Annotated in this window: 12 protein-coding genes; 1 reads left to right on the forward strand and 11 read right to left on the reverse strand. The window is 60.5% G+C overall.

Translation table 11 applies throughout. The features are described from left to right. The first annotated feature begins 231 nt into the window (after positions 1 to 231). Positions 232 to 2,169: a caspase family protein gene (locus AB8A50_RS15330; protein ID WP_439078186.1), complete on the forward strand. Its 1,938-nt coding sequence runs from the start codon at positions 232 to 234 to the stop codon at positions 2,167 to 2,169. 249 nt (positions 2,170 to 2,418) lie between these two features. Here the strand turns inward: AB8A50_RS15330 and AB8A50_RS15335 are convergent, their stop codons facing one another. From AB8A50_RS15335 to AB8A50_RS15385, 11 genes are all read right to left on the reverse strand, one after another. Then, the gene (locus AB8A50_RS15335) at positions 2,419 to 4,068 is read right to left on the reverse strand and encodes an ABC transporter ATP-binding protein (RefSeq protein WP_439078187.1); all 1,650 of its coding nucleotides are present in this window, start codon (positions 4,066 to 4,068) and stop codon (positions 2,419 to 2,421) included. 501 nt (positions 4,069 to 4,569) lie between these two features. Continuing rightward, positions 4,570 to 4,866, reverse strand: coding sequence for a DUF3325 domain-containing protein (locus AB8A50_RS15340; RefSeq protein ID WP_439078188.1), 297 nt, complete (start codon positions 4,864 to 4,866; stop codon positions 4,570 to 4,572). After that, entirely contained in the window at positions 4,863 to 6,437 is a 1,575-nt protein-coding gene (locus AB8A50_RS15345; protein WP_439066732.1) for a PepSY-associated TM helix domain-containing protein, read from the reverse strand. Before AB8A50_RS15345 ends, AB8A50_RS15340 begins: the two co-directional genes overlap by 4 nt. Positions 6,438 to 6,502: 65 nt before the next feature. Further along, positions 6,503 to 6,784 carry a DUF3649 domain-containing protein gene (locus tag AB8A50_RS15350; RefSeq protein ID WP_439066731.1) on the reverse strand — a complete coding sequence of 94 codons (282 nt, stop codon included), beginning with the start codon at positions 6,782 to 6,784 and terminating at the stop codon, positions 6,503 to 6,505. Continuing rightward, the gene (locus AB8A50_RS15355) at positions 6,781 to 7,509 is read right to left on the reverse strand and encodes a cobalt ABC transporter substrate-binding protein (protein WP_439066730.1); all 729 of its coding nucleotides are present in this window, start codon (positions 7,507 to 7,509) and stop codon (positions 6,781 to 6,783) included. The genes AB8A50_RS15350 and AB8A50_RS15355 overlap by 4 nt, the downstream gene beginning before the upstream one ends. Positions 7,510 to 7,615: 106 nt before the next feature. Then, entirely contained in the window at positions 7,616 to 9,919 is a 2,304-nt protein-coding gene (locus AB8A50_RS15360; protein ID WP_439078189.1) for a TonB-dependent receptor, read from the reverse strand. 273 nt (positions 9,920 to 10,192) lie between these two features. Then, the gene (gene tcuB / locus AB8A50_RS15365) at positions 10,193 to 11,404 is read right to left on the reverse strand and encodes a tricarballylate utilization 4Fe-4S protein TcuB (protein ID WP_439066728.1); all 1,212 of its coding nucleotides are present in this window, start codon (positions 11,402 to 11,404) and stop codon (positions 10,193 to 10,195) included. Next, on the reverse strand, positions 11,388 to 12,836 hold the full coding sequence (tcuA, locus tag AB8A50_RS15370; protein ID WP_439078190.1) for an FAD-dependent tricarballylate dehydrogenase TcuA: 1,449 nt from the start codon (positions 12,834 to 12,836) through the stop codon (positions 11,388 to 11,390). Before tcuA ends, tcuB begins: the two co-directional genes overlap by 17 nt. 44 nt (positions 12,837 to 12,880) lie before the next feature. Next, positions 12,881 to 13,633: an IclR family transcriptional regulator gene (locus AB8A50_RS15375; protein WP_439066726.1), complete on the reverse strand. Its 753-nt coding sequence runs from the start codon at positions 13,631 to 13,633 to the stop codon at positions 12,881 to 12,883. Between the two features lie 12 nt (positions 13,634 to 13,645). Next, positions 13,646 to 14,533 (reverse strand): NAD(P)-dependent oxidoreductase, encoded by an 888-nt coding sequence (locus tag AB8A50_RS15380; protein WP_439066725.1) that lies wholly within the window; start codon positions 14,531 to 14,533, stop codon positions 13,646 to 13,648. 80 nt (positions 14,534 to 14,613) lie between these two features. Next, positions 14,614 to 15,825: an ABC transporter substrate-binding protein gene (locus AB8A50_RS15385; protein WP_439078191.1), complete on the reverse strand. Its 1,212-nt coding sequence runs from the start codon at positions 15,823 to 15,825 to the stop codon at positions 14,614 to 14,616. Positions 15,826 to 15,834 lie beyond the last annotated feature (9 nt).

Raw genomic sequence — 15,834 nt, forward strand, 5'->3', positions numbered from 1 at the left:
TCTTAAGGACCCTACCCGCTCTGGCGGGGCAGTTCCGGTACGGTAAATTACAGCGGTATCTGGTTAATCCCATTAGCGGCGATCGCCACGGAGGTTGATGGTGAACGCAGTAACGACCGTCGCCATCTTTTTTGTTGCCTGCCAGGTAGTCCAAGCTAACCAGACGAATTTTACGCTACCCAACAGGGGGCTTCTGTAGCAATCTAAGTTATACTTTTTGGAATTTTGATAGTGATCGTCATACGCCTTTTGATCGCGGCTGGGCTCTACTGCACGTTGGTTACAGCGGCGGCGGCAGAAAAACGAGTCGCGTTGATCGTGGGAAACTCCGCCTACAGTCATGTCGGAAGACTTGCGAATCCGGCGAATGACGCGGCCGCCATCGAAACAGTGTTGAGAAAAGCCGGTTTCGATACGGTCGATTCGCGTCGTGATCTTTCCATAAGTGACACGAGAAAAGTACTGCGGGACTTCACGGCAAAGACGCGTGATGCAGACGTAGCCGTTATCTATTACGCGGGACACGGTATTGAAGTCGACGGCATCAATTACATTATTCCGATCGACGCGACTCTTGAGCAGGATACGGATATCTACGATGAAGCGGTCTCGCTCGACCGTATCCTTGTCGCTGTTGAGCCCGCCAAAAAGCTGCGGCTGGTAATCCTTGATGCTTGTCGCGACAACCCGTTCGCCAAGACCATGAAGCGTACGTTGGGTTCTCGCGCGATTGGCCGAGGCTTGGCAAAGGTTGAGCCTACCACGCCCAATACCATGATTGCGTTCGCCGCCAAAGCAGGTTCGACCGCTTCAGACGGCACGAGCCGCAATAGCCCGTTCGCCACCGCACTCGTGGATCACCTGCCTAAACCCGGACTGGACCTGCGTAAGGCTTTCGGCTTCATTCGCGACGATGTGATGAAAGCTACCGACAACAAGCAAGAGCCCTATGTTTACGGGTCCCTCGGTGGCAACGACGTGTCGCTAGTGCCGTCGGGTGCGGTTCTACCGACTGTAGTTGCCCCCCCATCTTCATTGCCAGGCTCCACCAATGCCGATGCCCGGCGTGATTACGACGCCGCAGTGACGATCGGTACCCAAGCAGTTTGGGAGGCGTTTATTGTCGATTATCCGAGAGGCCTATACACGGAGCTCGCCAAGGCGCAGCGCGCAAAGTTATTGGCCGAGGAAGCTCGCAGCGCCGCGGCCGAGCGATCACGTATTGCTGACGAAGAGAAAGCCCGGCTCGCTGCCGACGGTGCGCGTGCGGCGGAACAAGCGAAAGCAGCGAAAGCCGCGAAGGCAGCCGACGAGGTTCGGATCGCTGCAGAAAAGAAAAAAGCAGCGGAAGACGCCAAGCTAGCCGAAGCAGAGCGTGCCAAGACCGCCGCCGTAGCGAAGGCTGCAGAAGAGGCGCGCGTTGCAGCGGAAAAGAAAAAAGCGGCGGAAGACGCCAAGTTGGCCGAAGCAGAGCGCGCCAAGATCGCCGCGGTAGCGAAGGCTGCGGAAGAAGCACGCGTTGCGGCGGAGAAGAAAAACGCTACCGATGGCCCGAATCTATCGGAGAAGAAGCGCGAGGCCGACGGACGCCAGGCGATCTCGCCGAATTTGGATACGGACAGACCTACTGGGCCGGTGGCCAGCGTTGCATCCGACTCGAAGTTCGAAACTTCATCACGATCTCCCGAAAATGCAATTGATATACCTCGTCAAGTACAAGCAGAGCTGCGTAGAGTTGGTTGCAACACCGGAGCCGTTACCAGCGAGTGGAACGGCGCCGCCCAGCGCGCACTCGGTCTCTTTAACAAGCACGCCGGCACCACCCTAGATGTGAAACTTGCAAGTCTTGATGCGCTCGATCTAGTCAAAAGTAAAACAGGCCGCATCTGCCCGTTGGTCTGCGAAAGCGGCTACAAGGCCGATGGCGATCGCTGCACGAAAGTAACATGCCGCGCCGGCTATGAGGTTGGAGACAACAACGCTTGCGAAAAAATCGAAGTCAAGAAGCCGCCGACTAAGCGCGCCCCTTCAACGACCCAGGCAGCGGCGCCCGCAGCGCCGTCCGCGCAAATCATTTGTGGTAATGGTGGCTGCCGCCCAATCGGCAAGGGATGCAAACTAGTGCAGACGCGCAACGGATACGCCGGAAACTTCGAAGTCTGTAACTGAGCACAAATCCGAAATTCCTGTACGCGCCGCGCCGGCGCTGGAGATGTGTCAATCGCTTCGCCCCAGGAGGTTTTCACAATTCACACACGAGCGCGAGCATGAACGACTGTTTTGCGCCATGAGCCGCCATTCAGGAAATTTAAGTTGCCGCATTGGGATCGCTGGCCGTAGTGATCCCGCAAAGGATTCATAAACACGTACGCGGCCGAAAGTGGGCCAACTGAGTCATGCTTCGAGGCTGCCAAAGTCTCAGCGCATTCGCGGCAGATCCACAATATTGTCGCCTGTCGACAAGAACGAACGGCGGTGCGTTATCGCCAAAATCGTGACTTCGCCAGCAAGCGTGCGGATATGGTCCATAATATCGCGCTCCGTGGCGGCGTCCAGCGCGGAGCTTGCCTCGTCGAGAAGCAGGATGGCCGGATCGCCGTAGAGCGCACGGGCAATCGCTATCCGCTGCCGCTCGCCGCCGGACAACTTTAATCCTCGCTCTCCGACCGTTGTCCCGAATCCATCAGGCAAGGATTCGATGAATGGGAGTATGGCTGCTTTGGCGGCGACGTCGCGCAGACGTGCCTCATCCCTGTCTCGTCCGAGCAGGATGTTGTCGGCCAAACTCTCGTTCAGCAGGACCACGTCCTGAGGAACAACAGCGATCGTCTTGCACCAAACGGCGCGTGGCATAGCCCGGATGTCAACTCCATCGACGGTGATCCTGCCGCGCCGCGGGTTGATGGATCGTAAGGCGAGCTTGAAAATTGTTGACTTTCCCGATCCTGTCTCACCGACGATGTACGTAATGGCGCCGCGCCGGGCGGCGAAGGTGATTCCCGTGATCCCGCGACCGTTGCCGTAATCATAGCTGATGTCCTCAAATATCATCTCACCAGCTGCGATGGTGAACGAAGCGACCGAGGGATCTTCGTCCTCCTCCGGGGCGCACCAAATTTTCGACAACGGCTGAAGCTGCGCCCGCGACCTCGCGAAGCTGTCCATGGTCTGAGCAATCATATCGAACGGGGCGTTCAATTGCAGAAGAAGGGCATTGAACAACACAATGTCTCCGATACTCACTGCGCCCATCCGATATTTCGGCAGCAGAAGTGTAAAGTTGATTGCGAATTGAGCGGCCAGTCCGAAACCAAGCAAACCTGCCGATTGAGCTCTTCGTAGCATGTAGCTCCGCCATCCGTTCTTAACCGCGTGGGCACGCGCGGCGAAGCGCTTGCTCATCCACTCCGATCCCCTGAGATGCCGCAGCGTCTCCATCGCATTCATGGCATTACCGACGAAACGAGCGTTGTCTTGGCTCGCAGACATCGCCGTCTCCAGAAGCTGCTGCGAGCGCCTCGTCGACAGCACGGTCACGACAATTACGACGGTACCGTACGCGACGACAGCGGCAACGATTTGCAGATTCAGTAGATAACCGAGCGTAAAGAGAGTGAGCCCAACCTGGGTTGCGCCCGGAACCCAGGCGATCAGCACAATCTGCAAGATGGTCGTGAACGCGCCGCGTCCTTGAGCGGCCGCGTTCTGTATCTCCGCCGGATTGTGCTCGACGAAGAATTCAGCCCGCTTCGTCAAGATCCGCGTGAACAGCTCGGTGCTGACGATGTAGCCAAGATTCTCCGCCGCCACGACGGAGAGAAATTGAACGACCCTAGTCAAGGCGGATGCGAAGCCGATTAGCAGAGCGTAGCAAAGGAGCCCGTACAGGATTTCCTCGACTTCCCGCCGCTGGGTCAAGGCATCTATGGAGCGGGAAAACAGATATGGAGCCGCCACGGCGGCGACTCCGGAGATCAGCGTCGCGATCGCAACGGCTGAGAGAGATTTCCAGTCCGAATGAGAATAGGTGCGTAGTATGTGCGCTACGGGAGCAGATCTGTTTTCCATACGTGAGACCTGATGCAGGATGGCAGCCTTCGATCGCGGACCCGGTGTCTAGCTGGAATAACGGCCATGTTCCACTAGAAGAAGGTTAATTGGACGGATTCCGCTATGCTTCCGACTTCGACTGCAACGTCACTTAATGACGACATCGCATCATGCTCGTCATGAACTAGATCTCAACATCGCAATTGGGCGATCCACTGGTCCTCGTTGGGTTGATCCGAGTTCTCCGAAAACGTGCCAGTCACGTGCATCCCTTCACTGTACTGTCGCGCAGTTGGCGGGACCATCAATAGTATCGAGACAGCGCGAGCTGAATAATGCAGGACTCAAGATGAAGACTGCGGCACTGCTAGCAAAGGTCAGCTTTGCGCTAGATATCGACGTCGAGCCGTCACTGCGGAAATCGTTATCAGCGCATCCTAGGCTACGCCAAATGCTCTTCGGATTGTGAAAGATGCTAACGAGGGGAATGCCAGGCTTCGTGCTTAATACGCGAGAAGGCTATCGGTGCCGCAATCTGCGCGTATTTATTGCCGTAAAGACGATAAGCACGCTACAGACGGCACCCGCAGCGATGCTGGTATGGCCGCTAAACATTACAAGGCCTAAGCCCCAGCCATACGCAGTGACAAGAACGCCGAGCACGAAAAGCAGAGCGCAGGCGCCGACAATGCGAAGCACTCGCGTTGTGGTTACGGGTAGCGGCCTGCCCATGATATCGCGCTGGTGGCGATGCATGGCAAACGCCAGTGCAGCAAAACCTGCCAGACACAGCCCGAATGCGAGAAGATGATTCACACCGCCTCCTCACGGGACGCGACCGCGATCGAAACCCGTCGATTTGTCGTACGCTTGGACCGAACGCGTCGCCCGCGCCAGGTCCGTATCGCTAAGACGGCATGGAGCAAAGCGAGCGCCCAGCACATGATATCAACACCGGCAAAGACCCAATCGCCCTCGACCAGGCTGTGCCATAGCGGACGTTGCGTCGTCAAAACGTTGAGGATCGGCAGGAGGAGCAACAGCACGGACGCCGCCCATAGTTGCTCGACCCAGGCCGCCTTAGATGGACGTACCAAGGCGTGCAGGAGCGTGAAGGCCCAGACACTGAAGAAGAGGTTGATCTCTAGATCAGCACGGCCTTCCATCGGGAATGGCAGAAGGCGATTGCCCCATAGAAACGCGGTCATGGCAACTGATAGGCCAGCGATGCTCGCAATGTTCAGCCGCTCAACAAGTTGGAAGCCGAAATAGGGACGATCGGGATCTCGCAGCTTTTGTCGCCTCTTCACGGTCCACATGACGAGGCCTGTGCCCACCATTGCCGTACCCATGAAGCTGACAAGAAAGTAGAGCCAGCGCGTGACAGTGTCACTGAAGCGTCCGAGGTGAAGCGCATAAAGGACGCCGCGCGTCTCAGCCGCGGCGCCGACGCCGTCCCGAACCGTCAGCAGTTTGCCGGTGGCCCCATCGAATTCCATATATTGCGGACTCATGGACACGCGGCCCGGATCTCCGCGCGTCACGGCCACGCGCGCTGTCGCATCTCCGGGATTGGCGGCGTTGACGCGCCCTACGTTGTCCCGGCCCCAGCGCTCCTGGGCCTGCCGCACCATGTCTTCGACCGAGGCTAGCGGCACTTTCTGGCCGCTTGGCTTACCCGGCTGGATGAAAGGACTGAGCTCGGCTGCAAGTTGCTGGCGTTCCGCCGACGTCTTCAATGCCGCGCGCTCGCCCCAGGGCATATACAGCGCCATCAACGTCACCAGGCCGGTATAGGTGATCATCAGATGGAACGGCAGCCCAAACACCGACAGGATGTTATGCGCGTCGAGCCACGAGCGCTGCCCCTTGCCCCAGCGGAAGGTGAAGAAATCGACGAAGATCTTCTTGTGCGTAATGACACCGCTCACAATAGCGATGAGCATGAACATCGCCGCTGCGCCCGCGAGCCACCGGCCCCAAAGCACCGGCATATAGTGGAACTGAAAGTGAAAGCGGTAAAAGAACTCTCCGCCCAGTGTCTCGCGCGAGGTGACTTTCTGCCCGGTCGCCGGATCGAAATTGCCTTCGCCGAATGCGCGCTGGCCCGTGCCGCGTGGCGCTGTGCGCCAGAACGCGTAGGCACTGTTATTGCGCGCGTCAGGCAGCCGTATGCTCCACTGCGAGGTACCTGCCGCGATGTCGCCGAGTTCGTTTGCAATCCGCTGGGCCACCACGGCCTGATCGGGAACTTCGACGAGGCGTGCCAGCTCCGGTCGCATCCATTGAGAGAGCTCGTCCTTGAAATAGGACACTGTGCCCGTGAGGAACATGGCATAGAGAACCCAGCCGAGCAGAAGGCCGACCCATGTATGGAGGCTCGACATGCTTTGCCGAATGCCCTGGCCAGCAGCTCGCACATCGTTGTCCGTTGTCACGCGTCAGCCCTTCGTCAGGAAACAGACCAGGCTGCCAGCAACAACGGCACAGCCACGATGATCAGACCCGCCCAAGCCTTCAGTGCGCTGCGCGCGGCAAAGACCCAGACGACGGCACCGGTATAGACGGCAAAACTGGCCAGCATGCCGGTGAGGACAGCCTGGGGCTTGCTCATGGGCAAAGCGAGCACGGCGACACTGCTGAGCGCAGCCAGCACATAGCCGCCGAACAGGGCAGCGATGATGCGCGAAATCAGCGGGCCCGTGGCGCGGACCCGATGCATCATGGCGTTCATTTGCCCGGCGTTGCCGGCGGGCCGGCAGGAAGCGGCGGCAGGCCATTGGCATTCACATAGGTCACCGTGGTGGCGTAGCTCACGGCGTCGTACTTCTCGGCGCCATTCGCGCCCGCGCGCTCACCTGCGTTACGGTCGTTGAAGCTGACTTCAGCGACATAGGTACCCTTCCAGGGCATCTCGAATTTGACGAGGCCATGCTCATCCGTGTGCGCATCCTTGGACCAACCGGACTCCGTGACCAGCGTCACTTTCGTTTTGGCCTTGGGCTTGTCCTTGAAAACAAGCTTGAACTGACCCTCCTGACCGGTCGGCACGAGATCGAGAACAAGCCTTGGCTTCTGCTCTGCAAAACTCGTGATTAAGCGCGCGGCTGGATAGTACCAGCCGGTTATCTGCTTATCTTGCTGTTTGGATGTATAGACCGGGTAGCTCGCATCCTCTGCCACCACGCTGTCGCCGCCAGCCGCTTTAAAGGGAAGCGTGAAGCCGTTCGCGGCCTTGGCGGCATCAGACTTCTGTTCGCCCTTGGCTGAGACTAGCGTTCCTGTCGGCTTGCCGAATTTGTCGAGCAGCCCCGGCGACGTCTCGCGGAGGTTCTCGCCGAACTCGCCAAAGCGAATGACGGCATTTTGACCGTCGGCCTGCTCAATCCAGATCTGGTGCGCCTGTGCGGACACGATCGATGCAAGCAAGGAAATAAAGGCAAGCGGGAGCTTCGTCATGACGAACACCTCAATGGGTTTCACAAACACGTAGTCCGACGCGTGCGCTGTCAGTCGATCGACATAGCGCGCGTCGGACGATTTGACTGCGTATCGTTACGTTCGATCAGAAATCGAATGCAGCCGACACGATGTAGGTGCGCGGATTGCCAACGGTCTGGAAGCCGCCGCTGGTGATCCAGTAGTTCTCGCCAGTCACGTTCTCGATGTTGGCACGGAACGTGACAGGCTTGCCGGTGAGCGCCGTGGTCACATAGCGCGCTCCGATATCAAGGCGGGTCCAGTCGTCGAATCTCTGGTTCGGCAGGTTGGCAGTCGTGAGGTAGGAGCCACCAGTATAGATCACGCGTCCGTTGAGCGACAGGCCGTAGACCCACGGCGTATCCCAATCGAGGCCGGCGGATGCTGTCCAGTTCGGGATGCCGGCAGCGTCGTTGCCACGTTGCGCCGCGACGGCTGGGTTCGTCAATTCCGGCTTTATGTAGGTGACGCTAGCCAGACCGCGTAGGCCGGGCAGCAACAGGCCATAGGCATTGAGTTCAACGCCGCGGTTACGCTGCTCGCCATCATAGGCGCGCTCATTTGTGATGGTCGTGATGATGCTCGGACGCATGATCTGGAACACCGCAGCCGTTGTCGTGATGGTGCCCCAGTCGACTTTGACGCCTGCTTCCTGCTGCTTCGACTTGAACGGCGCGAGCACGGCGCCCGAATTCGCGAAGCCAGCCGGAACGACAAGCCCCTGGCTCAGACCTTCCGCATAGTTCGCGTAGAGCGATACGTTCTGCCACGGCTTGACGACGATGCCGGCCAGTGGCGTCGTCGCGGAAGCATCATAGCCGCCGGTCAGCGCGCCTGTCGCGGTACTGAAGCTGTCCTGTTTCACGTTCTGCTGGCGGACACCGACAGTGAGCAGCACCCGGTCGTTCAGGAACGACATCGTGTCGGCGATCGCGACGCTCTGCAGCGTGATATCGGCCGCTTTGTTCGGCCCGTTGCGCACGCCCGTCACCGTCTGCAACGGAGTCGGGTTATAGATATTCGACGGCAACGACTGCGCCGGCGTGTTGGCGACGTAAGCGTTGCCGTTTTCCTGATTGTAGCCGGTATAAGCGACGTTCACCGCATGGCTGATGAAACCGGTGTCGAACTTCGAGCGCAGGCCGACATTGCCGCTGACAGTCTTGCTGTAGGAATCGTAATAGGCGTTGATGAGCCGGAAATTGCCGAGCTGATCGACACCGCTGGTGAATCCGGTGACGCGCGAATCCGGGAAGGTCTGATAGTTGGTACCTTCACGATAGCCGATGCCCGCATAGGCGGTCAGCGAGTCGGTGAGATCATATTCGAGGCCCGAGGCAATCGTGTTGTCACGCTGCGTGAGTTGCGTGCCCGGATACCAATTGCCACGCGCGTCGGGCGGTGCGGGAATGAAGGGCACCGTCGCCTGAATGCCGATCTGAGGGCGGAAGTTCTTGGTGTCGTCATTCTGCGAGATCGCATCGACGGTCCATCGCAGCCGCTCGCCGCGATAATCGATGCCGAGCGCACCGAGACCCGTACGCCAGTTGCCGCCATCAATGGTGGCTTCACCATTGCGGCCGACGCCGTTGAAGCGAACGCCCCACTCCTTGTTGTCGCCGTAGCGCTGGCTGGTCTCGAGATGCAGACCGTAATTGCCGGCGCTCATGAAGAACGGCGTCAGCCGAGCAAAGGGCACCTCGCCCGCCCGCTTGCTGGCGATGTTGATGGCGCCGCCGACGCTGCTGCCCGGCGCAATACCGTTGATGAGTGCGCCCGGCCCCTTGAGAACCTCGATCCGCTCGATGATTTCGGCAGGAACGCGGCTGGAGGACACCAACCCATAAAGGCCGTTGAATCCGACGTCGGTGGATGCCACCGGCAGGCCACGGATCGTAAAATCGTCGCTAAAGCCGTTGCCGGCCGTGGTCAGCCGCACCGAGGAATCGTTGATCAGCGTATCGGCGATCGTCCGCGCCTGTTGGTTCTCGATCAATTGCGCCGTGTAATTGACTGTGCTGAACGGCGTATTCATCACGCTCGTGCTGCCAAGCAAGCCAAGCGTACCGCCCGTTGCCACCTGACCGCCGGCATAGGCCGGCGCCGGAGTTCCGATCGTCCGGGTCGAACCCATTGTGGTGACGGGCGCAGTCGGCGCAGGAGTCTGTTCGGCTTGCCGAGGAGCTAAACGGGTAGAGCGCTGAGGTGTAGCGCGAGTCCGCGCGATGGGAGCAACTCGCGCGCGCTGCTGTGGCGCATCGACGGACACGGGAGGCAAGGCTGTTTGCGCCCAACTTCGAGAAGATCCCAAACCTGTTAGGCCCAGCAACACAGCACTCGCCGCAACGCCAGCATACAAATGGCTCTTATACTTCTTCGAGTTGCTCACAAACGTCCCCAGTTCACCCAGTCTATGTCTGACGCTGTTTGACTAGGAAAACGAAAGTGTGGAGGCAACGGAGGCGATTTAGAATTTGACCAGAATGAATTCACGTACGTGAATAGATGCGCGGCATTGCGTATTCTACTGAAGATTCCAGCGAGCTGCGCTCAACGTCGCGACAGTTTGACGCGGGATCGAGCGGTCGATGAAAATTACTGTCCGCATTGTGACACCATCAACGTCCGCTTTGCACCAGAAGCCGACATTCAGACATTCTGCCTACTCTCCGCCAAGCCCCAGCCGGTTCGGCATGCGCTTCTCAATGTTGAACTTGAGCAATGCCGCGGAACGGAAAATGCCGTGGGCGAATTTGCCGTAAGGCAGCGTTAGGAACAGCGCCATTACGGTGCCGAGATGGATCGCGAGCCACAGCGCCATGAAGCGGGTATCCCGCAGCAGCAGCAGCGCGAAGCCGGTGGCGCTGACCAGCAGCAGCAGCATGATGAAGCCGCGGTCCATGGCGTTCTGTTTGACGTCGGCGCGCAGCGCATCGCGCTTCAGGTTCAGCCACAGCAGGCCGGCCGGCCCGACGATCAGGCCGATGCCGCCGAGTGAGCCGAGAATCACCGGCGCGCTGGTGAAGGCATAGGGTGCGTGCAGGTTCCACAGATAGTGATAGAGCGTCGCCACGCAGGTCGCCGCGAAACACAGCAGGAAGCCATAGAGCGTGAAATGGTGGAAGCGCCGCCGCCACGGCGTGAAGGCATCATCGTCCTCGTTGCAGCCCTCGCCATGGCCGCCGCCGAGATACTTCAGCCGCGCGACGTCGTGGACGGCTTCGGCCACCGCAGGAACGCGCGCCTGCGCGGCCGCCTTGATGTCGGCGGGATTGCCGTCCTTCGTCGGCGAGACCTCGCGCCAGAATTTGACCACGCCGATGGCGAGCGCCAGCATTGCGAACAGGAACACGGCGCCGAACAAGAGCGCCAGGAAGTTGTGTGGGAAGATCGCATAGAACTGGCCCGCCAGCGGCTCATGGATAAGCCGGCCGTTCATCGCAACCGCAAGGATCATGAACAGAGCCAGACCACCCGACAGCGCGAAGGCCACCGTCAGCCCGGCGCGCTCATAGAGCCGGCCGAACGCGCGCGGCCATGCATAGTCCTGATAGGTGCGCACCCGCACCTTCGCCATCGCCTGCGGAACATTGACTGCAAACTCATGCGGCGGCGCATATTGGCACGCATAAAGGCACGAGCCGCAGTTGTGACAGAGATTCGCAAGGTAATGCGTATCGGCCGCGTTGAATTCGAGCCGACGCGTCATCGCCGGGAAGACGGCGCAAAATCCTTCGCAATAACGGCATGCGTTGCAGATCTGCATGACGCGGGCGATCTCCGCCTCGCCCACAGTCATCGCATCGGCAAAGTTCACGCCGCCTTCGCAGGCGCCGCCGGCGACGGGCGCTTCCAACTCAGTGACCGGCGGCATAGCGAAGCTCCTCGTGGAATGTCGGATGGCGATGCCCGGTCGCAGCCGCCGCATTGACGCCGGCGATGCGGCCGAACGCGGTGCCGATGCTCATGCCGACGCCGGCGGTGTAGCCCTTGCCGAGCACATTGCCGGCCACCATCTCGCCGGCGGCAAACAGGTTGCTGCTCGCAACGCCCTTGACGCGGCAGGCCGCCGTCGCATCGGTCTTCATGCCGAGATAAGTGAAAGTGATGCCGGGCTTGAGCGGATAGGCATAGAAAGGTGCTGTGTCGATCACGCGCGCCCAATGGGTCTTGGCGGGCACGACACCATCGGTGCGGCAATCATCGAGCGCGGTGTGATCGAAGGTGCCGGGCTGGCAAGCCGCATTATAGGCGTTCAGCGTTTCCATAAAGGTGGCGGGATCGACGCCGATCTTCACGGCGAGTTCTTCCAGCGTATTGGCCTTGGTGCCGTCGAACACGGGCGGCATAAAGCGACCGATGGCCTTCTGGTCAATGATCGACCATGCGGTCTGGCCCGGCTGCTGGGCGACGAGACGGCCCCAGATCGCATAGCGCTTGGGCCAAAAGTCCTCGCCCTCGTCATAGAATCGCTTGGCCTCGCGATTGACGACGACACCAAGCGAGACACAATCGATGCGCGTGCAGATGCCGCCGTCATAGAGCGGGGCGCGCGCGTCGATGGCGACGCAATGCGCCTGGGTCGGATCGCCGATGCTGTCGGCACCAGCATCGATCATGAATTTCAGCAACACGCCCTGATTGAAGCGAGTGCCGCGGATCAGGAAGTTCTCCGCCGTCCATTCGCCGCGCTCGTTCTGGCCCCAGGCCTCGCGTTGCCATTCCAGATTGGACTCGAAGCCGCCGCAACCGAGCACGCAGCTCTTGGCAGTGATGCGCTCGCCCGACTCGGTGACAGCGGCGACGAATTCGCCGTCCCTGAGTTCGAGACTCTTCACCGGCGTATCGTAGCGGATCGCGACGCCGAGCGCCCCGGCTGACCGGTAATAGGCATTCACCAGCGCCTTGCCGCCGCCCATGAAGAAGGCATTGGTGCGCGCCACATGCAGCGCGCCCGACAGAGGCGGCTGGAAATGCACGCCGTGCTTGCGCATCCACGGCCGGCAGCGCGACGAATGGCGGATCACCATGCGCGCCAGCGATTCGTCGGTCAGTCCACCCGTGACCTTGAGGAGATCCTGCCAATATTCTTCCTCGGGATAGGCCTCGACCAACACATCCTGCGGTTCGTCATGCATGCAGCGCAGGTTGCGCACATGCATGGAATTGCCGCCGCGCCACGTCTGCGGTGCGGATTCCAGCATCAGTACCGATGCGCCCGCTTCACGCGCCATCAGCGCCGAGCAGAGAGCCGCATTACCGCCACCGATGACGAGCACGTCGGGTGGGGATGAAGATGTTGCCATGGATCAGGCCATTCCTGCGCAGCTTCGCGCCGCGTGTAAAATTGTCAGCGTCGATAGGCCGGCCATTCGCCACCCAGATTGATTGTGAGCTTTTTGGCAACGGGGCCCAGTACGCGTTTCATCTCAGCGATCTCTACCTCGCCGAAGCGCTCGCGCGGCCCCGACAGCGAGATCACGCCGACGAGCATGCCGCGCGGCCCGAACACAGGTGCGGCCACCGCCGCGCAGCTCGGATCGCGTTCGCCGAGCGAGACATCAAAACCAGTGGCGCGAACGGCGTCATAGCGTTTGCCGGTGCTGCCAGCATAAGCGAGAATGATGTGTCCGGCCGCGCCGCGAAGTAGTGCATAGCTGTGACCGGCCTCGACGCGGTCAAGCGTCGCGTGACGCGAATTCACCCGAAACAGGCAGACGCGGTTGTCGGCGTCCTGCCGCACATGGAACGACGCGCTCTCGGTGCCGCGATCGACCAGCTCCTGCAACGCCGGCACCACATGATGGCCGAGCGCATTCTTGCGTGTGAAAGCGACGCCAAGCCGAAATGCGGTCGGCCCGAGGTCGTAGCTACCATCCGGCAGCCGCGTGACATAACCGGTCGGGATCAGCGAGCTCAAAAGGCGCAGGATGGTGCTCTTGTAGAAGCCGGTACGAGCAGCGAGTTCGGCCAGCATCATCGGTTGGTCAGCGGTTTCGAGCGCCGCCACAATGGACAAAGCCCGCTCGACGGCTGCGACGCCCTCGCCGGCTTCTCGCACCGGGACGTCCGTCGTTGCAGGTTTGGTCGCAGGCTTCTTCATGGGAGCTTCCGATCAGGCCGTACGCGACGCCTTGATGACGCGCGCCAAAACCGGCCAGTAGAGGTCGCCATCACCGGCGTCAATCGCCTCGCCCAGGATCTTGTCGGCAAGTTCCGCGCCTTGCAGCTTGATGTTCACCGACTTGGCAAGATCGAGCGCGTAGGAGATGTCCTTGCGAGCATATTCAGTCGAGAAGGCCCGCTCCGGGAAGGTGTCGGGCAGCATCGCCTTCATGCCGTGATTGCGCAGCGCAAAGCTGTCAGCCGAGCCCTTGGCGAGCGTCTCAAACACCAGCTTGGGATCGAGCCCGGCCCGTTTGGCCGTTTCCAGCGCCTCGCCGAGCGCGACGACGGTTTCCATCAGCACCATATTGTTGAGGATCTTGACCACCTGGCCGGCGCCGATATCGCCGCAATGGGTGATGTCGGTGGCGAAAGTGGCGATCAGCGGCTGCAGCTTGGCGAAGATCGGCGCGCTGGCGCCGACCATGACGCTCAGCGTGCCCTCTTCCGCGGCCTGTCGCGTCCGCGCGATCGGCGCATCGGCATAGGCCGCGCCCTTGGCGGCGAAGCGCTCGGCGAGTTCGCGGCTGGCTTCGACCGGCGAGGTGCCGAGATCGACGACGGTGTGGCGCCCATCGGCATGCGCGAGCAGCCCGTCATCGCCCTCGCACACGGCCTGCACATGCTTGCCGCTGGGCAGCGCCATGAAGATGACGTCGCACTGCTTGGCGAGTTCGGCCAGCGAGTTTGCGCGTTTGACGCCTGCTTCCGCGAGACGCTGCAGCGGCGCAGCGGCGCGGTCGAAGCCGAACACCGGCACGCCCGACTTGCGGGCCAGATTGCGGCACATCGGCTCGCCCATCACGCCAAGACCGATAAAACCAATGGCAGTCACCATGCCGGACTCCTTCGTCTTCATTCCAAGAGAGATCGAGAAGCGGACGCAGCCAGGGCTACACCCGCGATGTCGTGGTTCGCCTAGCCCTTGACCAGCGGGCAGTTGCCTTCGCTCATCGGCCGGAACGCCTGTTCGCCGGGTGAGGTGGTGATGACCTTGTAGTAATCGAACTTGTACTTCGATTCTTCCGGCTTCTTCACCTGCACCAGATACATGTTGTGCAACACGCGGCCATCGGGACGCACAGTGACGTCCTTGTTGTACATGTCGTTGACCTTCATCTCGTGCATCTTCTTGGCGACCACGGCCGGTTCCTTGGTGCCCGCGGCCTTCACGGCGGCGAGATAGTGATGCACGCCGCTATACACACCGGCCTGCACCATGCTGGGGACCCTGTTGTTGGTCATCGCGAAATAGCGCTTGGTCCAGGCGCGGGTCTCGTCATTGAGGTCCCAGTAGAACGAGGTCGTGACCTGCAGGCCCTGCGTCGCCTTGAGACCGAGCGCATTGACGTCGGTGATGAACACGAGGAGACCGGCAAGCTGTTGGCCGCTCTCGACAATGCCGAACTCGCCGGCCTGCTTGATCGCGGTCTGCACGTCGGCGCCCGAGGTGGCGAGACCGACGACCTTGGCCTTGGAGCCCTGCGCCTGCAGCAGGAACGACGCCATGTCGGTGGTCCCCAGCGGATGTGCGGAGGAACCGATCACCTTGCCGCCAGCGCCCTCGATGAACTTCGTCGCATCACGCTGCAAGGCATGGCCGAAAGCATAGTCGGCCGAGATGAAGTACCAGGTGTTGCCACCGGCCTTGGTGATGGCCTCAGAGGTCAGCTTCGACAGCGCATAGGTGTCGTAGTTGAAATGGAAGCTCACCGGCGAGCAGGCCTTGCCGGTGAAGTCCGACGATCCCGGGCCGCTGATGGTGAAGATCTTGCCCTTCTGCTTTGCCACTTCGAGGATGGCGAAGCCGGCCGACGATGCGGCGCCGTCGGCGATCATGTCGACGTTTTCGGTATCGAACCAGCGGCGCGCGGTGGCCGCAGCCACGTCCGGCTTGTTCTGGTGATCGGCGGTGACCACCTCGATCTTCTGGCCGTTGATCTCACCGCCGAAATCTTCAGCTGCAAGCTTGGCCGCGGCCACCGAGCCGACGCCGCCATTGTCGGCGAACACGCCTGACTGGTCGTTCAACACGCCGATCTTGATGGTCTCGGCAGCGCTGGCGACCTGCGCCGACAGAAAGAGTGCGGCGGATAGATAAAGACTTTTCGTGAATGCCCTGGTTGTCATGTGATGCCC

Source organism: Tardiphaga sp. 841_E9_N1_2, assembly GCF_051811065.1.
Lineage (GTDB): Bacteria > Pseudomonadota > Alphaproteobacteria > Rhizobiales > Xanthobacteraceae > Tardiphaga > Tardiphaga robiniae.